Genomic DNA, 22,443 nt, shown 5'->3' with positions numbered 1-22,443 from the left:
ATGCTCCTTCACAGGTGTGCTTTCACGCTGCCCGCCACGAGCCGCTCCAGCAGCGGCCCGGCCTGGGCCATGCAGATCTCGGGGTCGGGTTCGAGGTCGGTGAGCGCGTACGCCGCCTCGATCCCGGCCTTGCGCAGGTCGTCGGCGGCGACGCTGCGGCGGCCGCAGACCGCGACCACCGGCACGCCGTGCCGCATGGCGGCGTTCGCGACCCCGACGGGGGCCTTGCCGCGCAGCGACTGCTCGTCGAGGGAGCCCTCGCCGGTGACGACCAGGCGGGCGCCCTCGACGTGGGTGTCGAAGTCGAGCAGGCCGAGCAGGTAGGCGATGCCGGGCCGGATGGCGGCGTCCAGGAAGGCGAGGGCGGCGAAGCCGACGCCCCCGGCCGCCCCGGCGCCGGGCTGACCGGCGACGCCCATCGCGCGCACGATCCCGTCGTGCTCGACCGCGCCGGTCAGGCCGTGGGTGTGCACGGCGACGGCCGCGAGCCGGGCCAGGCCGGTCTCCAGGAGCTTCACCTGGTCGGCGTCGGCGCCCTTCTGCGGGGCGTAGACGGCCGCCGCGCCGTGGGGGCCGAGCAGGGGGTTGTCGACGTCGGAGGCGACGACGTACTCGGCGGCGCCCGCGTCGAAGCCGGACAGGTCGATGGTGGCCAGGTTCACCAGCGCGCCGCCGCCCAGGGGCAGCTCCGCGCCGGAGGCGTCGAGGAAACGGGCGCCCAGGGCGCGGGCCAGGCCGGTGCCGCCGTCGGTGCAGGCGCTGCCGCCCAGGCCGAGCACGATCTTGGTCGCGCCGCCCCGGAGCGCGTGGGCGATCAGCTCGCCGGTGCCGTAGCTGGTGGCGGTCAGCGGTTCGAGCCCGCCGGGCAGGCGGCGCAGGCCGGACGCCTCGGCCATCTCGACCACGGCGGTGTCGTCCTTGACGGCGTAGGAGGCCCGGACCGGCTGACCCGTCGGCCCGGTCACCTCCACCTCGACGCGGGTGAAGCCGCAGGCCGCGACCGCGTCGACGGTGCCGTCGCCGCCGTCGGCGACGGGCAGGAGCACGACCGGCACGTCGCCGAGGCCGGCGGCGACGCGGTGGGCGACCTCGGGGGCGGTCAGCGAGCCCTTGAACTTGTCCGGTGCGATGACGACGTGACCGACACGGTGATCCTTCATGCCGTCATCATGACCGAAGCAGTCGCGCGTGCGCCCGCGCCCCCGCCGCTCCGGCGGCCTCGCCGGAGACGGTGCGCAGCTCGCCGTCTTCGACGACGGTCACGCCGTTGACGATCAGCCTGGCCAGCGGGGGTGTCTGGCCGTAGCCGAGCGCCACGAGCGGGTCGGAGGCGGCGGCGTAGGGGCCGTCGACCCGCCAGACCGCGACGTCGGCGAGCTTGCCGGGTTCGAGCGAGCCGATCTCGGTCTCGCGGCCCAGGCAGCGTGCGCCGCCGATGGTGGCGATCTCCAGGGCCTGGCGGACGGTCAGCGCCTGCGGTCCGTAGCGGGCCCGCTGCATGAGCATCGCCTGGCGGATCTCCCCGGCGAGCGGGATGAACTCGGCCGAGCCGGGGCCGTCGACGCCGAGGCCGACGGTCGCGCCCGCGCGGAGCAGTTCGCTGACGCGGGCGATCCCGGCCCCGAGGCGGCCGTTGGACGACGGGCAGTGGGCGGTGCCGGTGCCGGTCTCGGCGAAGCGGGCGACGTCGGCGTCGGTGAGGTGCACGCTGTGCGCGATCCACACGTCGGGGCCGAGCCAGCCGAGCGATTCGAGGTACTCGACGGGGAGCATGCCGAACTGCTCCTTGCAGTGGTCGTCCTCGTCGAGGGTCTCGGCGCCGTGGGTGTGCAGGCGGACCTTCAGGTCCCTGGCCAGCGCGGCGGCCTGGCGCATCAGGTCGCCGCTGACCGAGAACGGCGAGCAGGGCGCGACGGCCACCCGGAGCATCGAGTCGAACAGCGGGTCGTGGTACTTCCGTACGGCGGCCTCGGTCTCGGCCAGGATCTCGTCGAGGGTCTCGACGACCTCGTCGGGCGGCAGGCCTCCCTGCGAGCGGCCCCGGTCCATCGAGCCCCGGCACGGGTGGAAGCGCAGGCCCACCTCGGCGGCGGCCTGGATCTCGGCGGCGAACAGGTCGCCCCGGCCCTTGGGGAAGACGTAGTGGTGGTCGGTGGAGGTCGAGCAGCCCGACAGCGCCAGCCAGGCCAGGCCGGCCGTGGCCGCGCCGTGCACCACCTCGGCGTCCATGCGGGCCCAGACCGGGTAGCTGGCCACGAGCCACTCGAACAGGGTGCCGTCGGGGGCCAGGCCCTGGGAGGCCCACTGGTAGAGGTGGTGGTGGGTGTTGACCAGCCCGGGGGTGACCAGGCAGCCGCGCCCGTCGATCCGCTCGGCGTCGCCCTCGAAGGGCCCCGCGCCGACCGACACGATGCGGTTGCCCTCGATCGCGACGTGGCCGTCGGGGATCTCCGCGCCGACGACCGGGGCGACGTAGGCGTTCTCGATGACGATCACGAACCGGCCTTCCGGCGGGCGGCCAGGCGGACCGCGTCCAGGATCTTCTCGTAGCCCGTGCACCGGCACAGGTTGCCCGCCAGGTGCTCGCGGATCTCGGCGTCGGCGGGCACCCCGTCGTGGGCCGCGATGAGCGAGTGGGCCTGGACGATCAGACCGGGCGTACAGAAACCGCACTGGACGGCGCCGCACTCGACGAACGCCTCCTGCACCGCGTCGAGCTCCCCCGCGCCGGGGGCGAGCCCCTCGACGGTGCGCACCTCGCGGCCCTCGGCCTGGCCGGCCGCCACGAGGCAGGCGCAGACCGGCACCCCGTCGAGGTAGACCGTGCACGAGCCGCACTCGCCCTGTTCGCAGGCGTTCTTGGCGCCCGGCAGGCCGAGCCGCTCGCGCAGGACGTAGAGCAGGCTCTCGCCCGGCCAGACGTCGTCGGCGGTCATCGGCGCGCCGTTCACGGTGACGTTGACCCTCATGACGTCCTCCTGTGTTCTTCCCAGGCCCAGCCGAGCGTGCGGCGGGCCATCACGGCCAGGGCGTGGACGCGGTAGTCGCGGCTGCCCCGGACGTCGTCGATCGGGGCGGCCGCCGCGGCGACGAGTTCCCCGAACCTCCGGCCCACCTCGGGATCCCCCGGGGACCAGTTCTCTGCCAGGAACGCCTCCGCCTCGACGGCCCGGCGCGGCGTGGGGGCGGCCGAGCCGATGCCGGTGCCGACCGTTCGCGCGTGCACGTCGAGCGCGAGGCCGAACGAGCAGACCGCGATGACCATCGCGTTCCTGGTGCCGATCTTGGAGAAGTACTGCGGCCCCCGCCGCGACGGCACGTGGACCGCGCGGATCAGCTCGTGAGGGGCCAGCGCGTTGCGTTTGACGCCGGTGTAGAAGTCGCCGATCGGGATCATCCGCAGGCCGTCCACCGACTCGGCCTCGACGATCGCGCCCGTCGCGAGCAGCGGCGGGTGGCTGTCGCCCGCCGGGGAGGCCGCGCCGAGGTTGCCGGCCACCGTGCCCCGGTTGCGGATCTGCGGCGAGCCGACCGTGCGGGACGCCTGGGCCAGGCCGGGCAGCCGGTCGGCCAGCTCGGCGATGATCCGGGTGTAGGTCACCCCCGCCCCGATCCTGACGTGCTCCGACTCCACCGACCAGCCGGTCAGCTCGGTCACCGGCGTGAGGTCGAGCAGCGCCGCCGGGCGGCCCTTGTCGAGGTTGATCTCGACCATGACGTCGGTGCCGCCCTGGACCGGCGTCGCGTCGGGCCGGTCGGCCTTCATCCGCAGGGCCTCGGCCCAGGTGGTGGCGCGCAGGAAGTCCATCAGTCCCACGCCTTTCCGGCGGCGGGCGCGTCGTCGCGCAGCACGGCGCCCTCGATGAGGCCGTAGGGGCGGTCGGCGGCGAAGTAGACCTCGCCGTCGTTGTCGAGGCCGAACGGGTCGAGGTCGACCAGGAAGTGGTGCCTGTTCGGCAGTTCGAGGCGGACCTCGCAGACGTCCGGGCAGTCGGTCAGCACCCGGGCGCCCATGGCGTAGAGGGTCTGCTGGAGCGACAGGCTGTAGGTGGTCGCGAAGGCGTCGAGCAGGGCCTCCCGGGCCGTCGTGTAGGAGGTCTCCCAGTCGGCGGGTTCGCCGTCGTGCCGCCAGCGGGCGGTCACGGCGGTCGCCAGCACCCGGTCGCGGGTCTCCGGCAGGGTCGTGTACGCGTCCTTGAGGTAGCCCCAGAACTCCGAGTCGGTCGTGTTGAGGACCACGAGTTCCTTGAGCCCCGAGACCACGGTCGCCCGCTCGCCGTCGTAGTGGACCAGGCAGGTGCGCACCTCCTGGCCCTTCCGGGCGAAGGAGTGGGCGCCGCGGCGCTCCCAGGTGTACTCCTCGATCTCCACGCGGGCGTGGTGGATCGTCGGCTGCCCGTCGACGAAGTGGCGGGCCAGCAGCAGCGCGAACTCCTCGATCGCGGCGACGCCGTGCTTCTTGGCGAAGGCGTAGACGGTGTTCTTCTGCGTGTCGGTGGGCAGCACGGCGGCGTTGTCGCCGGTCAGGTGGACGTCGGTCATGTCGCCCGACAACGCGGTGCCGACGTTCAGGTCCTTGATCTGGTGGGCGTCGCCGTCCCGGGTGACCCGCACGACCCGGGTCTCGGCTTTGCCGTAGCGGTTGGGGCCGAGCGTGAACACTTCTAACTCCCCCGGTAGGTCGAGTAGCCGAACGGGCTCAGCAGCAGCGGCACGTGGTGGTGCCGGTCGGCGTCGGCGATGGTGAAGACGACGGTGACCTCGGGGAAGAACGCGTCGTCTCCCAGGTAGCCGCCGGTGTCGAAGATCAGCCGGTAGGTCGCGGCCTCCAGCGTGCCGGTCCACTCGCGGCCCAGCGGCGTCCACTCCCTGATGCGGCCGTCCTTGTCGGTGCGAGCCTCGGCGAGGGCGACGTACCCGTGGGCGGCCCGGCGGGCCAGCCGCACGTGGACGTCGGCGGCCGGGCACCCGCGCGCGGTGTCGAGCACATGGGTGGACAGGCTCACGCCCCCTCCTCCCAGAGCTTGGCCAGCCGCAGCCGGACGATCTTCCCGAGCTCGTCGCGCACGACCATCCGCTCCTTCTCCGGTACGTTGCCCAGACGATCCTCCAAGATCGCCAGCATCTCGGGGGCCGACCTGCCGGTCGCGCAGACCAGGTACACGTGCCCGAACCGCTCCTCGTAGGCCCGGTTGCCCGCTTTCAGGCGGCGCAGCACGTCCTCCTCGGCGGTGGCGGCGCCCGACTGCTCGTCGCGCGACCACGCCGACTCCCTCGACGCCCCTGCGGCCCGGTCGCCGATCCGGGGGTGGGCGGCCAGCGCCTCCTCCACGTCGGCCCAGTTCAGCATGGCCAGCACCCCGTCGCTGCGGTCGAGGAGACCGGTGAGGTCGGGGTAGGGCCGCCCGGCCACGCCGTCGGCCCAGCGGGCGGACGCGCAGCACGCCAGCAGGTCGTCGCGGCTCGGTTCACGCATGGTCGCCAGTACACATCGCGGCCCCCGCCGAATCCAGCAGCGGGAGCTCCCAAAGCCCCGTCCATGAGCGGCCGATGGTTTGTACGTTGCCACAAACCGGCGAAACCCCCGGGTAACCTGATGCCACTATGAGCACTGGAAACGCGATCGGCGGCCACGTCCTGGTAGCGGGCGGGCTGGCCACCGGAGGCCTGAAGTACGCCGCCGAGATCGGCGCCGAGATGGCCCAGGTCTTCGTCACCAACCCGCGCGGCTGGGCTCTGAACGAGGGCAACCCGGCCGAGGACGCCAAACTGCGCGCGGCCGACCTGCCGGTCTACGTCCACGCCAACTACCTGATCAACTTCGGCTCGCCGACCGAGGCGACGCTGGAGAACTCGATCGCCTCGGTCCGCCACACCCTGCGGCGCGGCCGCGAGGTCGGCGCGCTGGGCGTGGTCGTGCACACCGGCTCGGCGGTCAGCCAGCCGCGCGAGGCGGCCTTCCGGCAGCTGCGCGACCATCTGCTCCCGCTGCTGGAGGAGATCCCCGACGACGGCCCCGACCTGCTGCTCGAACCGATGGCCGGGCAGGGCCAGATGCTCTGCGCGACCGTCCAGGACCTCGGCCCCTACCTGTCGGCGCTGGAGTGGCATCCGAAGGCGGGCCTCTGCCTCGACACCTGCCACGCCTTCGCCGCCGGCCACGACCTGTCGACGCCCGAGGGCGTGCGCGAGACCTTCGACGCCCTCCACGCCATCGCGCCGGGCCGGTTGAAGCTGATCCACGCCAACGACTCCAAAGACGTGCTGGGCGCGAAGAAGGACCGCCACGAGAACATCGGCGCGGGCCACATCGGGGCCCAGGGGTTCGCCGAGGTCATGCGCCACCCGGCGGTGGCCGGGGTGCCGCTGTGCATCGAGACGCCCGGCAAGGCCGACAAGCACCGCGAGGACATCGACCTGCTGAAGAAGCTGCGCGGATAGCGGGCGGATCCGGCCGTCCCCCGAACGACCGGATCCGTGACCGCAACCTTATTTCCCAGGTCAGCGCCACACCGGCTGATCACGACAGACGGCGTGTCAGGAGCGACGAGCGGTCAGCCGCTCCCTGACCTCCCGGGTGTGACGGCGGGAGACCGGCAGCGTCTCGGTCCCGACCAGCAGCAGCGCCCGCCCGTCGGCGAACCGCAGCTCGCTGACGTGCCGGGCGTTGACCAGGGTGCTCCGGTGGGCCCTGATGAACCCGGCCCCGGCCCACCGCTGCTCCAGCGCGGCCATGGACGTCCGCACCAGGAAGCCGCCCTCGGCGGTCCTGAGCCTGACGTAGTCGCCGCGCGCCTCGGCGAACCAGACGGCCCCGGGGTCGATGAACCGGGTCCGGCCGCCGAGCTCCACCGGAATGGACTCCTGGGCGGCCTTCCGGCGCAGGTGATCGAGCTCCAGCTGGTCGGAGAGCCAGCGGGCGGCGTTGCGGAGGTCGCCGGCCCGCCCGTGGGCCACCAGTGCGCCCACGACCGCGCCCATGATCGTCAGCGGCAGCGCCTCTCCCGACCGCCTCCCCCGCATGGCCGCGACCGCCGCGTCCCAGCCGGCCGCCGGGCCCGCGAGGACCTCGGTCGCGGAGGTGATCGTCAACGGGGCGCCGACGGCCCGCTCCAGGTGGGGCAGGGCCGCGCGGGCGGCCTCGGGGGTGAGCCGGAAGGGCACGTCGAAGCAGCACACCCGGGCGAGACTAGACCTCCGGGCCGGGCTAGGGCGGGCCGTCGCCCGGGTCCTCCTGGTATGAGTAGCGCTGCTCACGCCAGGGGTCGGCGACGTTGTGGTAGCCCCGGTCCTCCCAGAAGCCGCGCCGGTCGTCGGTCAGGTATTCGATGGCGCGCACCCACTTGACGCTCTTCCAGGCGTACAGGTGAGGGACCACGGCGCGCACGGGGTAGCCGCGCTCGGGGGTGAGCGGCTTGCCGTCGAGCTCGGTGGCGAACAGGGTCGAGTCGCGGTCGAAGTCGCTCATCCGGACGTTGGCGCTGTAGCCGTACTCGGCCCAGATCATCACGTGGGCGACCCCGGCGGCGGGCGGCACGGCGGCCAGGAACGCCGACGCGGGCACGCCGGTCCACTCGTTGCCCATGATCGAGAACTTGGTCACGCAGTGGAAGTCGGCCAGCACCGTCGAACGCGGCAGCTGACCGAAGTCGTCCCAGGTCAGGAAGTGCTGTTCGCCCGACTCGGTGGCGCCGAAGATCTGCAGGCGCCAGGTCGCGGGCCGGAACGTCGGCACCCTTCCGTAGTGCATCACGGGCCTGCCGCGCGGGACGTACTGACCCGGGGGCAGCCGGTTCTCCTCCTCGGGCGTCTCCGGCACCCGCCCATCCTGTCACCCGCCCCGTGGTGGGCCCGCATCAGGGTTGTGCGATATATTTCGACCATGCTTGGCGCATTCTCGTTTTGGTATGGCGACGGACCCGTGAGGACCGTTCGCCATGAGGTTGTGCGCTAGCAGCCAAAGGCGGTCGAAAAGCCCCGGGTCCGATCTAGGACCCGGGGCTTTTCGCGTGTTAAGGAGACATCATGGTCATCGTCATGGCCCCCGAGGCCACCCAGGAAGACATCACCGACGTCGTCGCGCTCGTCGCGTCGGCCGGTGGTGAGGCGTTCGTGTCCCGCGGCGTGAACCGCACGATCATCGGGCTGATCGGCGACGTGGAGCAGTTCGCCAGCCTCAATCTGCGCGGTCAGCGCGGCGTCGCCGACGTGATGCGCGTGTCCACCCCCTTCAAGCTCGTGAGCCGCGACAACCATCCCGTCAGATCGACGGTCCGGGTGGGCGGTGTGCCGATCGGGCCCGACACGGTCACCCTCATCGCGGGGCCGTGCGCGGTCGAGACGCCGCAGCAGACCCTTGAGGCCGCCCAGATGGCCAAGGCCGCCGGGGCCACCCTGCTGCGCGGCGGCGCGTTCAAGCCGCGCACCTCGCCGTACGCCTTCCAGGGCCTCGGCGAGCAGGGGCTGCGCATCCTGGCCGACGTCCGGGAGAAGACCGGGCTGCCGATCGTGACCGAGGTGGTCGACGCCCACGACGTGCCGCTCGTGGCCTCCTACGCCGACATGCTGCAGGTCGGCACCCGCAACACGCAGAACTTCGCGCTCCTGCAGGCGGTCGGCGCGGCCGGGAAGCCGGTCATGCTGAAGCGCGGCATGAGCGGCACGATCGAGGAGTGGCTGATGTCGGCCGAGTACATCGCCCAGCGCGGCAACCTCGACATCGTGCTGTGCGAGCGCGGCATCCGCACCTTCGAGACGGCCACCCGCAACACCCTCGACGTGTCGGCGGTGCCGGTGGCGCAGCGGCTCTCCCACCTGCCGGTGATCATCGACCCGTCCCACTCGGGCGGGCGGCGCGAGCTGGTGCTGCCGCTCACCCGGGCGGCGGTCGCGGTGGGCGCCGACGGCGTGATCATCGACGTCCACCCGCACCCCGAGCAGGCGCTCTGCGACGGCCCGCAGGCCCTGGTCGACGGCGACCTCGACGAGCTGGCGCGGATCATGCGCGAGTTCGCCCCGCTGATGGGCCGCACCCTGGCCGGTGAAGCGGTCGCCGTGTAGCCTCCGCCCTCGTGGCGTTTTCGGGGGATCTTCTTAGAAACAAGAACTTTGTCCTACTGCTCGGTGTTCAGACGTTGTCCGTGCTGGGCGACGCGTTCTCGACCGTGGCGGTGCCGCTGCTGGCGCTGCACGCGACCGGGTCCGTCGCCCAGATGGGCGTGCTCACCGCGCTGACGGGCGTCGCCTCCGTCGTGACCGGCACCTTCGCCGGCGGCATCGTCGACCGGTTCGACCGGCGGCGCGTGCTGGTCGTCTGCGACGTCGGCCGGTTCCTCCTGTACGGCCTGATCCCGGTCCTGTGGTGGTGGTCTCCGGTGATCTGGCCGCTCTACGTGATCGTCCCGCTGGCGGCCGCGCTCGGGATGGTCTTCAACGTCGCCTACGTGACCGTGCTGCCGTCGATCGTCGACCCGGGCGACATCACCCGCGCCAACGGCATGCTCTACGGCGTCTTCGCCGTGGCCGGGGTGGCCGGCCCCGCCCTCGCGGGCGTGGTCTCCGGGGTGTTCGGGCCCGCCGCGGCGATCGGGCTGGATTCGGTGACCTTCCTGGTCTCGGCGTTCGGGCTGCGGTTCATCCGGCTGCGGCCGTACGCGCGGGAGGAGACCGGCGGCCGGCTGGCCGGCGCCAGGTTCCTGCTCGGCAACCCGGTGCTGCGCACCATGACGATCCTGCTCACGGCGCTCATCTTCCTCACCGCCGGCCTCGACGACCTGGTCGTCTTCCACCTGAAGGAGAACCTGGAGCAGCCCGACGCGGTGGTGGGCTACGTGCTGGGCGCGGGCGCGATCGGCACGATCATCGGCTCGATGGTCGTGGCGCGGGTGCGCAGACGGCTGGGCTTCGGCCCGACGTGGCTGGCGTCGACCACGCTCGCGGGGCTGGCGGTGATCGCCGTCGCGCTGTCAGGCGGGGTCGTGGCCGGGATCGGGGCGCTGATGGCGCTGTTCAGCCTGGCGATCACGGTCGGCGCGATCTGCTCGATGTCGCTGCGCCAGGAGATCACCCCGGCCCACCTGCTGGGCCGGGTGACGGCGGCGTTCTGGACCATCCACTTCGCCCTGGGCCCGCTGGGCGCGACCCTGGCGACGTGGACGGCGGCGGGGCAGGGCGTGGCGCCGGTCGTGACGCTGATGGGGGCCGGGCTGGTGCTGACCGCCGCGGGCGGGCTGTTCAGCCCGCTGCGGCGGTCAGGACTCTAGCTTGTAGGCCTGGATCGAGTCGGCCAGCTGGACCGCGAGCTCCTCGGCGTCGAGCCGCTTCTCGATCAGCTTCAGGTCTTCGATCTTGGCGGCCAGCTCGGGCTGGCGGGAGGCCAGGATCGTGCAGCAGTCTTCGTCGGGCAGCTCGGAGATGGCCAGCGTGCCGATGCGGCGGGCCTCGGCGATGACCTCCATCTTGTCGAGCCCGATCAGGGGCCGCAGGATCGGCAGGTCGGTCGCGCTGTCCTGGGCCGCGATGTTGGCCATCGTCTGCGACGACACCTGGCCGAGCGAGTCGCCGGTGATCAGGGCGGTCGCCTTGTGGCGGTGGGCGACCTCCTCGGCGGTCTTCAGCATCAGGCGGCGCTGGGCGATCATCGCCAGGCGGTCGCTGCCGGAGGTGCGGATCGACTGCTGGGCCTTGCCGAACGGCACCACCCACAGGCGCGAGCGGCCCTGGAAGGCGTCGAGGCGGCGGACCAGGGCGTAGGCCTTGTAGATCGACTCGGTGGTGGTGAACGGGATGCCGGAGAAGTGCAGGAAGTCGACCCGCAGGCCGCGCCGCATCATGCGGTAGGCGGCCACCGGGGAGTCGATGCCGCCCGACAGCAGCGCCAGGCCGCGCCCGCTGGTGCCGACCGGGAGGCCGCCCTGGCCGGGGCGGTTGTCGACGTAGACGAACACCTCGTCGCGGTCGACCTCGATCGAGACGGTGAGCTCGGGGTTCTTCAGGCTGACCGGCAGGCCGTAGGTGTCGTTGATCTCGCTGCCGACGTGCCAGTCGAGCTCGGCCGAGGTCATCGGGAAGCGCTTGTCGCGGCGGCGCGAGCGGACCGCGAAGCTGGCCTTGCGGGCCACCTCGGGGGTCTCCCTGACCAGTTCGAGGGCGGCCTTGGTGACGACCGACGGGTCTTTGGCGACCCGCCAGGCCAGGTGGACCAGCACGATGCCGGGCACCTCGCTGACCCGCCGGGCGACCGCCTCGGCGACCTCGACGCCGGTGCCGTCGGGCAGGAACAGCGCGATGACGCCGTGGCGCTGGCGCAGGTCGATCTCGAAGCCCGACAGGGCGTGCTTGATGTTGGCGCGCAGCCGGACCTCGAACTGCTCCCGGTTCTTTCCTTTCAGGACGATCTCGCCCAGTTTGAGCAGCACACAGGGCTCACCCAGAGCGGTCATGGTCATGGTGATGGTCCTTCGGGAACGACTGGCGGGAACCTTTTAACTCTAGTCGAGGTCCGCCAGACCTTTTTCGATCGCGTAGCGCACCAGCTCGACGCGGTTGTGCAGCTGGAGCTTGCTCAGGGTGTTCTGGACGTGGTTCTGCACCGTCCGGTGCGACAACACGAGCCGCTCGGCGATCTGCTTGTACGACAGCCCCTTCGCCACCAGCCGCAGCACCTCGGTCTCGCGGTCGGTCAGCCGGGGGCCCTCCTCAGCGGCCTTCGGCTGGGCCGCCAGCCGGCGGTACTCCCCCAGCACCAGCCCGGCCAGGCCCGGCGTGAAGACGGCGTCGCCCTGCGCGGTGCGGGCCACCGCCTCCAGGAAGTCGGCCTGGCTCGCCGACTTCACCAGGTAGCCCGACGCGCCCGCCTTCACCGCCTCCAGCACGTCGTCGTGCTCGGCGCTGGCCGACAGCACCAGCACCTTGGGCGGGTCGTCGGAGGCTCCCAGGCCCCGGGCCACCTCGACCCCGGGCAGGTCGGGCAGCTGGAGGTCGAGCACCACCACGTCGGGCCGGACGGCGGCCGCCACCCGCAGCGCCTGACGGCCCTCGCCGCAGGTCGCCACGATCTCGTAGCCGGCCTCGGCGAGGTCGCGGGCCACGCCCTCCCGCCACATCGGGTGGTCGTCGACGACCATGACGCGCACGCTCATGGCGCCACGATAACCATCTCGATCTCGGTGCCATCAGGGGAGGAGACAATCGTGACCCGGCCGCCCAGAGCGGCCACCCGGCCCCTGATCGACTGCGCGACGCCCAGGCGGCCCAGCCGCTCGGCCTCCTCCAGGCGGCCCTCGGGGATGCCGGGGCCGTCGTCACGCACGGTCACCGTCACGGCGCCGTCCTCGGCCTCGACCAGGATCCACACCCGCGTGCCCTCGGGGCAGTGGCGGCGGACGTTGTCGAGCGCGTTGGCGACGGCGGCCGACAACTCCGCGACCGTGTGGGAGGGCAGGTCGACGGGGGTCGCGGGGGTCGCCACGGTGACCGCGGGCGAGGCGTGGCGGCGGACCGCCTCGTTGAGGTCGGCCGTCTCGGCGCCGAGCGGCCGGGGCGCGGTCCTGACCAGCTCGCGCAGCACGGCCTCCTGCTCGCCCGCCAGGCGGCCCAGCTCGGCCGCCTCGCCGCCGATCTCGGCGCCCCGGCGCTGCACCAGGGCCAGCACCTGCAGGACCGAGTCGTGGATGCCCCGGGCCAGGCGTTCGCGTTCGCGTCCGGCCGCCTCGAGCTCGACCGCGCGCTGCATGCGGGCCTCGGCCTGCTTGGCCAGCCGGGCGACGTGGCCGATCACGACGCCGGCCAGGAACAGCAGGACGGCGCCGTTGACCGGGACGGTGTTCAGGTCGAGCACGCCGACGCCGCGCAGCCACACGTCCAGCGCGGCGATGACGGCGGCCGCGGCGGCGCCCGCGCGGCGGCCCGCGTAGACCGCCCAGGCGACGACGGGGGCGGCCACCCAGGTGGCGGTGATCGGCATGGCGCCGTGCGGGCCGTCGAACCCCTGGACCCAGATCGACGACAGCAGGCAGGCGGCGGTGACGGCCAGGTCGGCGATCAGCAGCGGCCAGCCGCGCAGGGCCTCGCGGGAGTAGGCGTAGGTGGCGAAGACCGTCCAGGCGGTCATGAGCACGAGCACCGACCACGCGGGCCCCGGATTGCCGTAGGAGTCGGCCTCCACGACCAGGACGGCGGCGTAGCCGAGGGAGCAGAAGCGGTAGACCGCGATCGCCCGCCAGAACGGCGTCTCGATGGTCATTTCGGTCATCGTACGACTACATAACGAACGTCACATGAACTCCTGAAAGGGACAAAGGGCGCGCCTGGAGCGGTGCAATAATTTTGTTGCAACCACAACGAGGAGCACGCATGTCCCATATCAATCACTTCTCGCACGGAGCGTTGACTCCTCTCCTCGCCTACCTGATGTCCGTCGTCGGCTCACTGCTCGGCCTCATCCTCACGGCTCGGGCCCGCTCGGCACAGGGCGCCTCGCGCTACCGCTGGCTGGCCGGCGGCGCGCTGGCCATCGGCGGCACCGGCATCTGGGTGATGCACTTCATCGCCATGATGGGCTTCGACGTCAACAGCGAGATCCGCTTCAGCGTCGGACTGACCGCCGTGTCCGCGGTCGTGGCGGTCGGCGTCGTCTACGGAGGGCTCCACGTCGTCTCGCAGGGCGACGGATTCCCGCGCCTGCTCGCGGGCGGCCTGCTGGCCGGCACCGGCGTCGGCGCCATGCACTACCTCGGCATGTTCGCGATGAGCATGTCGGGCAACCTGACCTACGACCCGGTGATGGTGGCGCTGTCGGTGCTGATCGCGATCGTCGCGGCCACCGTCGCCCTCTGGTTCACCCTCAAGGTCGAGGGCCCCCTGGCCACCACCGGCGCCGCCCTCATGATGGGCGTGGCCGTCACGGGCATGCACTACACCGGCATGTACGCCCTCAGCGTCACCCCCGGCGACAACGTCCCCTCGGGGGCCAGCGCCATGGACTTCCTGCTGCCCCTGATCGCCGGCATCAGCCTGATCACCGTGGGCCTGCTGCTCGCGATCCTGCTCTCGCCCTCGGCCCGCGAGATGCGCGAGGACAGCGAACTCCTGGAGCGCCTGCAGCAGCGCAGGACCACCCCGGCGATGCCGCCCCAGCCCGCGCCGCAGCGCAGGCCGGACGGCGACGACCTGTTCACGCCGCGCAGGTAGTCACCCGCGCGGCGCATCAGGCCGGGGTCTTAGCCGAAAAAGACCTCGGCCTCGGCGTAGCGGTGCACGGGGACGGTCTTGAGCTCGGCGGTCGCGGCGTCGAGGCCGCTGCGCACGATCTCGGTGCCCTGGAGGCCGACCATCTTGCCGAAGTCGCCCTCGTGGACGGCGTCGATCGCGGCCAGGCCGAAGCGGGTGGCCAGCACGCGGTCGTACGCCGTCGGGGTGCCGCCGCGCTGGATGTGGCCGAGGACCGTGGTGCGGGCCTCCTTGCCGGTGCGCTTCTCGATCTCCTGGGCGAGACGGTCGCCGATGCCGCCGAGGCGGACGTGGCCGAACGCGTCGAGCTCGCCGGCCTGCAGCTCCATCTGGCCGTCGATCGGGTGGGCGCCCTCGGCGACCACGATGATCGGGGCGTAGCGGGTCTTGAAGCGCGACTCGACGTACTCGCAGACCTTGTCGATGTCGAACGGCTTCTCGGGGATCAGGATGACGTTGGCCCCGGCGGCCATGCCGGCGTGCAGCGCGATCCAGCCCGCGTGGCGGCCCATGACCTCGCAGATCAGGGCGCGGTGGTGCGACTCGGCGGTGGTGTGGAGGCGGTCGATGGCCTCCATCGCGATGTTCACCGCGGTGTCGAAACCGAAGGTGTAGTCGGTCGCGTTGAGGTCGTTGTCGATCGTCTTCGGCACGCCCACGACGTTCACGCCACGGTCGAACAGCTGCTTGGCGACGCCAAGGGTGTCCTCACCGCCGATGGCGACCAGGGCGTCGACGCCCTGCGCGGCGAGGTTCTCCTTGATGCGCTCGACGCCGCCCTCGATCTTGATCGGGTTGGTGCGCGAGGAACCGAGGATGGTGCCACCGCGCGGCAGGATGCCGCGCACGGACTGAACGTCGAGGGGCATCGTGTCGCCCTCGAGCGGGCCGCGCCAGCCGTCGCGGAAGCCCACGAACTCGTGACCGTAGACCGTGACGCCCTTGCGGACCACGGCCCGGATCACGGCGTTCAGACCGGGGCAGTCGCCGCCGCCGGTGAGCACTCCAATACGCATGTCGGGTTCCTCCATATGAGATAGCGCGGCCAGACTGTGTCTGGACGCCGACGGTGGCATTCTGCCGTGACGGCGCAACAATGGTCTAGACCAAAAAGTGAGGCGCCGTGGCGGTTTTGGCGATAGACGCTGGTACGACCGGTGTGACCGCACTCGTGGTGGGTGAGGACGGCCACATCGACTCGCGCGGATACCAGGAGTTCGAGCAGCGGTTCCCGGAACCCGGCTGGGTCGAACACGCGCCCGACGACATCTGGCGCGCGACGCTGGCAGCCTGCCGCACCGCTCTGGCCAGGGCAAGCACCACTGTGCGGTGCGTCGGCCTGACCAACCAGCGCGAGACGGCGGTCGTGTGGAACGCCGTCACACTCGACGCGCCGCGTCATGCCATTGTCTGGCAGGACCGCAGGTCCTCCGGCATCTGCGCCCGTCTTCGTGACGAAGGTCACGAACCCCGTGTGACCGAACTCACCGGCCTGCGGCTCGACCCCTACTTCACCGGCACCAAGCTGACCTGGCTGGCCGAGCACGACCCCGACGCGTGGGCGGCCAAGGACCTGGCGATCGGCACGGTCGACAGCTACCTGGTGGCCCGGCTGACCGGCGGCGCCCGCCACGTGACCGACCCGTCGAACGCCTCCCGCACCCTTCTCTACGACATCCACGCGGGCGCGTGGTCGCCGGAGTTGTGCGACCTGTTCGGGGTGCCGCTCGACGCCCTGCCCGAGGTGGTGCCCAACTACGGCGAGATCGCCCGCACCGACCCGGCGCACTTCCTCGGCCTCGACCTGCCGATCAGCGGCATGGCCGGCGACCAGCAGGCGGCCCTGTTCGGCCAGACCTGCTTCGACGTCGGCGACGTCAAGTGCACCTACGGCACCGGCTCTTTCGTTCTGGTCAACACCGGCCGCGAGGCGGTCGGCTCCGACGCGGGGCTGCTGACCACGGTCGCCTGGCAGGAGCCCTCGGGCGAGCTGACCTACGCCCTGGAGGGCGCGATCTTCGTGACCGGCGCGGCGGTCCAGTGGCTGCGCGACGGCCTGGGCCTGATCGGCACGGCGGCCGAGTCGGAGGAGCTGGCCCGTTCGGTGCCCGACGCGGGCGGCGTGGTGTTCGTGCCCGCGCTGACCGGCCTGGGCGCGCCCCACTGGGACCCGGACGCCCGGGGCACCATCACCGGCCTCACCCGCGGCACGACCAAGGCCCACCTGGCCCGCGCCACCCTCGACGCCATCGCCTACGAGGTGCGCGACATCGTGGCCACCATGTCGGAGGAGGTGACCGTGCTGAAGGCCGACGGCGGCGGCAGCGCCAACGACCTGCTCATGCAGGTGCAGGCCGACCAGCTCGGCATCCCGGTCGAGCGCCCGGTCGTCCAGGAGACGACCGCGCTCGGCGCGGCCTTCCTGGCGGGCCTGGGCGCCGGGGTGTGGTCGACGCGCGAGGAGCTCAAGCACACCTGGCGGCTCGACAAGCGGTTCGAGCCCGGCCCCCGCGACGAGCGCGCCTACGACGACTGGCTGCGCGCGGTGAGCCGGTCGCGGGGCTGGGCCACCCGGTGACCTTCTAGAGGAGGACGCAGGTCGGGGTCGGCACGGCCAGCACGTGGCCGGTCGGCTCCGGCACCCCGCCCACCAGCCGGAAGTGCACGACGCCGCCCGAGCGCTGGTTGGCGACGTAGAGGTCGTCGCCGTCGATCGCGAAGTGGCGGGGCCAGTCGCCGCCGCAGTCGACCTCGGCGACCATCTTGAACGTCTCGGGGTCGAACACGCTGATCGTGTTGGGGCCCCGGTTGGCGACGTAGAGCCGGTCGCGGTGGAGCTGGACGTGCGACGGATAGTTGGCGCTGTCGCGCCCGCTGGCGGCGAACTGCGCGACCGGGTGCCACTTGGCGTCGAAAGCGTGCACCTGCCCGTCGAGCTCGCCGGTGACGAACCAGCCGGTCGGGGCGCTCACCAGGTGGCGGGGGCCGGTGCCGGGGGTGAGGGTGATCGGTTCGAGCTCGGTGACGTCGGGGTGGACCCGCCACTGGCGGACCTGGTCGGCGCCCAGGTCGGTGACGTAGAGGACGCCGGCCTCGAAGGTGGCCTGGTGGGCGTGGGGGCCGCGCTGGCGGTCGGAGTCGGGGCCCGAGCCGAAGCCGGGGAAGAGCAGCGGCGGGCCGGTGAACAGGCCCTCGTCGTCGAGCGTGTGCAGGGCCACCATGCCGTCGCCGTAGTTCGCCACGGCCAGCCAGCGGTCGGTGACGGCCACGTGGCACGGGGAGCCGCCGCCGCTCGACCGGGTCGCCAGGCGCTCGGGGTCGTCGGTGGCCGTGAAGGCGGTGATCGTGCCGGGGTCGGTCTCGCCGACGGCGTAGAGGACCGGGAGCGACGGGTGGGCGGCGAGGAACGAGGGGCCCGAGGCGGCGGCCGTGCCGACCTCGGTGAGGGCGCCCGACTCGGCGCGGGCGGCGACGGTGACGCCGGCCCCCGCCCCTCCGGTGTCGGGTGTGTAGCCCCCGATGTAGACCGTGCTCACGTCGCTCCTTCGAGAAGGCTGGCGGGTCTTTCGAACCCTAGCGCACCAGGTTTATCGTTGCCTGAGTCAACGATTTACTTGAGGAGGGCAATGGATGCGATCGCGGAGGTCCGCGCGTTCAACCGCTTCTACACCGAGGTCATCGGCGTGCTCGGCCCCGGCATGCACGACTCCCCCTATTCGCTGACCGAGGCCAGGGTCCTGTACGAACTGGGCCAGACCCTCCAGCCCATGGAGACGGGCGACATCCGGCGCGCGCTCGGCCTCGACGCCGGCTATCTGAGCCGCCTGCTGACCCGGCTGGAGACCGACGGCCTGGTGACCCGCGAACGCGCCGGCCACGACGCCCGCCGCCAGGTCGTGGCGCTGACGGAGGCCGGGAGGGGGACGTACACGGAACTGGACGAGAAGTCGGCGGCCCAGGTCGCCGGCCTGCTCGACGGGGCCGACGTGCCGCGCCTCCTGGGGAGCATGGCCGCGATCAGGGAGATCCTCGGCGGCGGGCCCCGGGGAGACGCCCTGGTCATCCGGCCGCCCCGGCCCGGCGACCTCGGCTGGGTGGTGCAGCGGCACGGCGCGATCTACGTCCGCGAACAGGGCTGGGGAGCCGACTTCGAGGCCCTGGTGGCCCGCGTCTGCGCCGACTTCCTCGACACGCGCGCCGACCCGGGCCAGGCCGCGTGGATCGCCGAGATCGACGGCCGCCCGGCGGGATGCGTGTTCTGCACCCGGAAGGACGGCGAGACCGCGCAGTTGCGGCTGCTGCTGGTCGAACCCTGGGCGCGCGGGCGCGGGGTGGGGGCGCGGCTGGTCGAGGAGTGCCTGCGGTTCGCCGCCGACGCCGGGTACACCCGGATCCGGTTGTGGACGCGCGACGTACTGACCTCCGCCCGGCGCATCTACAAGGCGGCCGGCTTCGAGGTCACCGGCACCGAGCAGGCCGACGGGTTCGTGGACGAGATCTGGGAGCGCGCAATTCCCTGCTTTACTGATGGGAATTAGGGGAATATGCTCCCGGCATGCGGTTCCACTGGTTCCTCCCGACCTCGGGCGACGGCCACTACGTCCGGCCGGCCACCACCACGGTGGCGGCCGGCGCGGCCCCGGTCCGGCACCCCACGCTCCGATATCTCTCCCAGGTGGCCCAGGCGTCCGAGTCGGCCGGCTTCGAGGCCGTGCTCACCCCGGTCGGCCTCGGCTGCCCCGACCCGCTCGTCACCTGCGCGGCCGTGGCCGCCACGACCGACCGGCTCGGCCTGCTGGTCGCCTTCCGGCCCGGCTTCACCCTGCCGACCCTGCTCGCCCAGCAGGCCGCGGCCTTCCAGGAGATCAGTGACGGGCGGCTGCGCCTCAACGTCGTCACCGGCGGCGACCCCGCCGAGCAGCGCGCCTACGGCGACTTCCTGAACCACGACGAGCGCTACGCGCGGACCGCCGAATACCTCCACGTCCTGCGCCGGACCTGGGAGGGCGAGCCCTTCTCCTTCACCGGCGAGCACTACCGCGTCGAGAACGCGGGCCTGCCCACCCCGCTGGCGAACCCCCCGGAGGTCTACTTCGGCGGCGCCTCCCCGGCGGCCGAGAAGGTCGCGGCCGAGCACGCCAACGTCTACCTGATGTGGGGCGAACCCCCGGCGATGATCGCCGAGCGGCTGGAGCGCATGCGCAAGCGCACCGCCGAGACCGGCCGCACCCTGCGCTACGGCATCCGCCTCCACGTCATCGCCCGCGACACCGCCGACGAGGCGTGGGCGTACGCCCGGCGCCTGCTGTCGGGCATGGATCCCGGCCGCATCGCCGCCGCCCAGGCCCGCTTCGCCCGGATGGACTCCGTCGGCCAGGCCCGCATGGCCGGGCTGCACGGCGGCAGCGCCGACGACCTGGAGATCTCCCCCGGCCTGTGGGCCGGCGTCGGGCTGGTCCGCGAGGGCGCCGGCACCGCGCTGGTCGGGTCGTACGCCGAGGTCGCGCAGCTGATCCGCGAGTACGCCGCCCTCGGCCTCGACGAGTTCATCCTGTCGGGCTGGCCGCACCTGGAGGAGTCGGTCAGGGCCGGCGAGTTCCTGCTGCCGCTGCTCCGATGAACCTCGCCCTGCGCCTCGGGGCCGTCGTCTTCCTGCTCGCCGTGTGGCAGGCGGTGGCCTGGCTGAAGATCTGGCCGCCGGTGTTCGTGCCGGAACCGGTCGCGGTCTTCGACCAGCTGCTGCGCACCTCCACCGAGGGCTACAGCGGCTACACCCTGGCCGGGCACCTGCTGGCCAGCCTGCGCCGGATCGTGCTCGGCTGCCTCTACGGCGTCGGCGGCGGCATCGTGCTCGGCCTGCTCATCGGGGTCGTGCCGGTGCTGCGCACGCTGCTCGGGCCGCTGGTCACGTTCGTGCGCACGCTGCCGCCGCTGGCCTACTTGAGCCTGCTGGTCATCTGGTTCGGCATCGGCGAGGAGCCCAAGGTGTGGCTGCTGCTGCTCGCCGCGCTGCCGCCCGTCGCCGTCGCCACCGCCGACGCCGTCAGGGGCGTGCACGACGACTACCTGAACGCCGCCCGCTCGCTGGGCGCCCGCCCGTGGGAGATCCCCTACCGGGTGGTGCTGCCCAGCGCGCTGCCCGAGATCGTGACGGGGGTGCGGGTGGCGGTCGGGGTGGCGTACACGACCGTCGTGGCCGCCGAGACCGTCAACGGCGTGCCCGGCATCGGCGGCATGGTCCGCGACGCCCAGCGCTACAACCAGACCGACGTCGTCGTGCTGGGGATCATCGTCATCGGCCTGTCCGGCCTGCTCATCGACTACCTGTTGCAGACGCTCGACCGGCGGCTCGTGCCCTGGCGCGGCCGTCACATCTGAAGGAGCCCCCCGTGAAACGCGTCATCGTGGCGCTGCTGGTGCTGGCCACCGCCTGCGCCGCCCCCGCAACCGAGCCGGCCAAGACCGCGCTGCGGATCGGCTACCAGCTGATCCCCAACGGCGACCTGATCGTCAAAGACCAGAAGTGGCTGGAGCAGGCCCTCCCCGACACCGAGATCACCTGGAGCAGGTTCGACTCCGGGGGCGACGTCAACACGGCCATGATCGCGGGGGCGATCGACATCGGCCTGGCCGGCAGCTCGCCGGTGACCCGCGGCCTGTCGGCGCCGCTGAACATCCCCTACAAGGTGCCGTGGATCTTCGACGTGATCGGCGACAACGAGGCCCTGGTCGCCAAGAAGGAGATCACCTCGGTCGCCGGCCTGGCCGGCAGGACGATCGCGACCCCGTTCGCCTCCACCGCCCACTACAGCCTGCTGGCCGTCCTGGCGGAGGCCGGCGTGACCGACGCCAAGGTCATCGACCTCCAGCCGCCGGACATCCAGGCCGCCTGGGTGCGCGGCGACATCGACGCCGCCTACGTGTGGACGCCGGTCCTGGCCGAACTGGAGAAGGACGGCGCGGTCCTGGCCACCAGCCGCGAACTGGCCGGGAAGGGCAAGCTCACCGCCGACCTGGCGGTCGTCCGCAGCGCGTTCGCCGACCAGCACCCCGAGATCCTCCGGGAGTGGCTCAAGCAGCAGGACCGGGCGGTCAAGCTGACCCGCACCGACAAAACCGCAGCGGCGGCGGCCCTCGGCCGCCAGCTCAACCTCGACCCGGCCGAGGCCGGGCGACAGCTGGGCCAGCTCGTCCTCCTCGACGCCGCCGAGCAGCGCTCCCCCGACTACCTCGGCACGGCCCAGGCCCCCGGCAAGCTCGCGGAGAACCTGCGCAGCGCGGCCGAGTTCCTGGTCGGACAGAAGCAGCTCGACGCGGTGCCCGACCTGACGGTCTTCCAGAAGGGCCTGCTGACCGATGCCCTCCCCTGATCCGAGGGCTCACACGACGCTCGGCTCCGCCGCACCCGTGGAGGCGGCGGAGCCGTTCGGCGCACCGCCGGTCGGCGCGGCGGCGATCGAGCTCCGGGCGGTGACGCGGGTCTACCGCGACCGCCCGGCGCTCGGGCCGATCGACCTGACCATCCCCGCCGGGGAGTTCCTGACGGTGGTCGGGCCGTCGGGCTGCGGCAAGAGCACGCTGCTCAGCCTGGTGGCGGGCTTCGCCCCGCCCACGGCCGGGAGCGTGCTGGCCGAGGGATCTCCCGTGACCGGCCCCGGCCCTTCGCGGGGCGTGGTCTTCCAGCAACCCCGGCTGTTCCCGTGGCTCTCCGTGTCGGGAAACATCGCATTCGGCCTGAAGCGGTGGCCCAAAACCTCCCGCGCCGAAAGGGTCGCCGAGCTGCTGGCGATGACCGGGCTGGAGAACGCGGCCCGCCTGAAGCCGTACGAGTTGTCCGGCGGCATGCGCCAGCGGGCCGCCATCGCGCGGGCGCTCGCCCCCCGGCCGAAGGTCCTGCTGATGGACGAGCCCTTCGGCGCACTCGACGCCTTCACCCGCGAACGCATGCAGGAGGAGATCCGCGACCTGTGGCGCAGCACCGGGGTGACGGTCCTGTTCATCACCCACGACGTCACCGAGGCGACCACCCTGGGCACCCGCGTCCTCGCACTGGCCGGCCCACCCGGCCGCATCACACTCGACGCCCCGGTCAGCGGCGACCTCCGCGAAAAGGTGGAGGCCGCGATCCGTACCGCAGCCTCAGCCCGCGCCGATACGACCGCATGAGAAAACCGCACCGGGACGGCCGGTGATGGAACCGCACCGGGACAGCCG

General features: G+C 72.3%; 24 protein-coding genes. 10 read left to right on the top strand and 14 right to left on the bottom strand.

Annotation, left to right across the window (positions count from 1 at the left end; genetic code table 11):
- Window positions 1–8: 8 nt before the first annotated feature.
- From AW274_RS37155 to uraD, 7 genes are read right to left on the bottom strand one after another with little or no spacing between them, the layout of a single operon-like run.
- Window positions 9–1,160, bottom strand: a complete 1,152-nt coding sequence (locus tag AW274_RS37155) for a glycerate kinase (RefSeq protein WP_062443394.1) — start codon at window positions 1,158–1,160, stop codon at window positions 9–11.
- A 7-nt stretch (window positions 1,161–1,167) separates the two neighbouring features.
- Window positions 1,168–2,496 (bottom strand): 8-oxoguanine deaminase, encoded by a 1,329-nt coding sequence (locus AW274_RS37150; protein ID WP_232320675.1) that lies wholly within the window; start codon window positions 2,494–2,496, stop codon window positions 1,168–1,170.
- Window positions 2,493–2,969, bottom strand: coding sequence for a (2Fe-2S)-binding protein (locus tag AW274_RS37145; RefSeq protein WP_062443391.1), 477 nt, complete (start codon window positions 2,967–2,969; stop codon window positions 2,493–2,495). Before AW274_RS37145 ends, AW274_RS37150 begins: the two co-directional genes overlap by 4 nt.
- Window positions 2,966–3,808, bottom strand: a complete 843-nt coding sequence (locus AW274_RS37140; RefSeq protein ID WP_062443387.1) for an FAD binding domain-containing protein — start codon at window positions 3,806–3,808, stop codon at window positions 2,966–2,968. The genes AW274_RS37145 and AW274_RS37140 overlap by 4 nt, the downstream gene beginning before the upstream one ends.
- Window positions 3,808–4,662: a factor-independent urate hydroxylase gene (pucL, locus tag AW274_RS37135; protein ID WP_062443384.1), complete on the bottom strand. Its 855-nt coding sequence runs from the start codon at window positions 4,660–4,662 to the stop codon at window positions 3,808–3,810. Before pucL ends, AW274_RS37140 begins: the two co-directional genes overlap by 1 nt.
- 2 nt (window positions 4,663–4,664) lie before the next feature.
- Complete coding sequence (gene uraH / locus AW274_RS37130; protein ID WP_062443382.1) at window positions 4,665–5,006, bottom strand: hydroxyisourate hydrolase; 342 nt, start codon at window positions 5,004–5,006, stop codon at window positions 4,665–4,667.
- Window positions 5,003–5,476 carry a 2-oxo-4-hydroxy-4-carboxy-5-ureidoimidazoline decarboxylase gene (gene uraD, locus AW274_RS37125; protein ID WP_062443379.1) on the bottom strand — a complete coding sequence of 158 codons (474 nt, stop codon included), beginning with the start codon at window positions 5,474–5,476 and terminating at the stop codon, window positions 5,003–5,005. The genes uraH and uraD overlap by 4 nt, the downstream gene beginning before the upstream one ends.
- A gap of 128 nt (window positions 5,477–5,604) precedes the next feature.
- On the opposite strand from uraD, the gene AW274_RS37120 reads away from it, so the two are divergent.
- Window positions 5,605–6,441, top strand: a complete 837-nt coding sequence (locus tag AW274_RS37120; protein WP_062443376.1) for a deoxyribonuclease IV — start codon at window positions 5,605–5,607, stop codon at window positions 6,439–6,441.
- 96 nt (window positions 6,442–6,537) lie between these two features.
- Here AW274_RS37120 and AW274_RS37115 read toward each other — a convergent pair whose 3' ends face one another.
- Together AW274_RS37115 and AW274_RS37110 are read right to left on the bottom strand one after the other, a co-directional pair.
- Window positions 6,538–7,179, bottom strand: coding sequence for a LytR/AlgR family response regulator transcription factor (locus tag AW274_RS37115; RefSeq protein WP_232320674.1), 642 nt, complete (start codon window positions 7,177–7,179; stop codon window positions 6,538–6,540).
- A gap of 28 nt (window positions 7,180–7,207) precedes the next feature.
- Window positions 7,208–7,750, bottom strand: coding sequence for a molybdopterin-dependent oxidoreductase (locus tag AW274_RS37110; RefSeq protein WP_083975473.1), 543 nt, complete (start codon window positions 7,748–7,750; stop codon window positions 7,208–7,210).
- 275 nt (window positions 7,751–8,025) lie between these two features.
- Here AW274_RS37110 and aroF point away from each other — a divergent pair, with 275 nt between their 5' ends.
- Together aroF and AW274_RS37100 are read left to right on the top strand one after the other, a co-directional pair.
- The gene (gene aroF / locus AW274_RS37105) at window positions 8,026–9,060 is read left to right on the top strand and encodes a 3-deoxy-7-phosphoheptulonate synthase (protein WP_062443373.1); all 1,035 of its coding nucleotides are present in this window, start codon (window positions 8,026–8,028) and stop codon (window positions 9,058–9,060) included.
- Window positions 9,061–9,071: 11 nt separating this feature from the next.
- Window positions 9,072–10,262 (top strand): MFS transporter, encoded by a 1,191-nt coding sequence (locus AW274_RS37100; RefSeq protein ID WP_083975463.1) that lies wholly within the window; start codon window positions 9,072–9,074, stop codon window positions 10,260–10,262.
- On the opposite strand, the gene thiI is transcribed toward AW274_RS37100, so the two are convergent.
- Genes thiI through macS form a run of 3 tightly spaced genes read right to left on the bottom strand, consistent with a single transcriptional unit; the run spans window position 10,251 to window position 13,243 of the window.
- Window positions 10,251–11,447 carry a tRNA uracil 4-sulfurtransferase ThiI gene (gene thiI, locus AW274_RS37095; RefSeq protein ID WP_062443371.1) on the bottom strand — a complete coding sequence of 399 codons (1,197 nt, stop codon included), beginning with the start codon at window positions 11,445–11,447 and terminating at the stop codon, window positions 10,251–10,253. The genes AW274_RS37100 and thiI overlap by 12 nt on opposite strands.
- 42 nt (window positions 11,448–11,489) lie before the next feature.
- On the bottom strand, window positions 11,490–12,140 hold the full coding sequence (locus tag AW274_RS37090; RefSeq protein WP_062443370.1) for a response regulator: 651 nt from the start codon (window positions 12,138–12,140) through the stop codon (window positions 11,490–11,492).
- A complete protein-coding gene (macS, locus tag AW274_RS37085) occupies window positions 12,137–13,243 on the bottom strand; it encodes a MacS family sensor histidine kinase (RefSeq protein ID WP_062443368.1) in 1,107 nt (368 codons plus the stop codon). Before macS ends, AW274_RS37090 begins: the two co-directional genes overlap by 4 nt.
- Window positions 13,244–13,353: 110 nt before the next feature.
- On the opposite strand from macS, the gene AW274_RS37080 reads away from it, so the two are divergent.
- Complete coding sequence (locus tag AW274_RS37080; protein ID WP_062443365.1) at window positions 13,354–14,190, top strand: MHYT domain-containing protein; 837 nt, start codon at window positions 13,354–13,356, stop codon at window positions 14,188–14,190.
- A 29-nt stretch (window positions 14,191–14,219) separates the two neighbouring features.
- On the opposite strand, the gene AW274_RS37075 is transcribed toward AW274_RS37080, so the two are convergent.
- Entirely contained in the window at window positions 14,220–15,245 is a 1,026-nt protein-coding gene (locus AW274_RS37075) for a 6-phosphofructokinase (RefSeq protein WP_062443363.1), read from the bottom strand.
- A 107-nt stretch (window positions 15,246–15,352) separates the two neighbouring features.
- Here AW274_RS37075 and AW274_RS37070 point away from each other — a divergent pair, with 107 nt between their 5' ends.
- On the top strand, window positions 15,353–16,807 hold the full coding sequence (locus tag AW274_RS37070; protein ID WP_062443359.1) for an FGGY family carbohydrate kinase: 1,455 nt from the start codon (window positions 15,353–15,355) through the stop codon (window positions 16,805–16,807).
- Window positions 16,808–16,811: 4 nt separating this feature from the next.
- Here the strand turns inward: AW274_RS37070 and AW274_RS37065 are convergent, their stop codons facing one another.
- Complete coding sequence (locus AW274_RS37065) at window positions 16,812–17,765, bottom strand: lactonase family protein (protein ID WP_062443356.1); 954 nt, start codon at window positions 17,763–17,765, stop codon at window positions 16,812–16,814.
- Window positions 17,766–17,855: 90 nt separating this feature from the next.
- On the opposite strand from AW274_RS37065, the gene AW274_RS37060 reads away from it, so the two are divergent.
- From AW274_RS37060 to AW274_RS37040, 5 genes are read left to right on the top strand one after another with little or no spacing between them, the layout of a single operon-like run.
- The gene (locus AW274_RS37060; protein WP_062443353.1) at window positions 17,856–18,767 is read left to right on the top strand and encodes a bifunctional helix-turn-helix transcriptional regulator/GNAT family N-acetyltransferase; all 912 of its coding nucleotides are present in this window, start codon (window positions 17,856–17,858) and stop codon (window positions 18,765–18,767) included.
- A gap of 17 nt (window positions 18,768–18,784) precedes the next feature.
- Window positions 18,785–19,849, top strand: coding sequence for an LLM class flavin-dependent oxidoreductase (locus AW274_RS37055; RefSeq protein WP_062443350.1), 1,065 nt, complete (start codon window positions 18,785–18,787; stop codon window positions 19,847–19,849).
- A complete protein-coding gene (locus AW274_RS37050) occupies window positions 19,846–20,607 on the top strand; it encodes an ABC transporter permease (RefSeq protein WP_062443348.1) in 762 nt (253 codons plus the stop codon). The genes AW274_RS37055 and AW274_RS37050 overlap by 4 nt, the downstream gene beginning before the upstream one ends.
- Before the next feature lie 11 nt (window positions 20,608–20,618).
- Window positions 20,619–21,599 (top strand): taurine ABC transporter substrate-binding protein, encoded by a 981-nt coding sequence (locus AW274_RS37045; RefSeq protein ID WP_157520931.1) that lies wholly within the window; start codon window positions 20,619–20,621, stop codon window positions 21,597–21,599.
- Window positions 21,586–22,395 (top strand): ABC transporter ATP-binding protein, encoded by an 810-nt coding sequence (locus tag AW274_RS37040; protein ID WP_062443345.1) that lies wholly within the window; start codon window positions 21,586–21,588, stop codon window positions 22,393–22,395. Before AW274_RS37045 ends, AW274_RS37040 begins: the two co-directional genes overlap by 14 nt.
- Window positions 22,396–22,443 lie beyond the last annotated feature (48 nt).

It is taken from the genome of Herbidospora daliensis, assembly GCF_001570585.1.
Lineage (GTDB): Bacteria > Actinomycetota > Actinomycetes > Streptosporangiales > Streptosporangiaceae > Herbidospora > Herbidospora daliensis.
The sequence above is the reverse complement of the archived record's forward strand: the minus strand, read 5'-3'. Positions and strand labels throughout refer to the sequence as shown.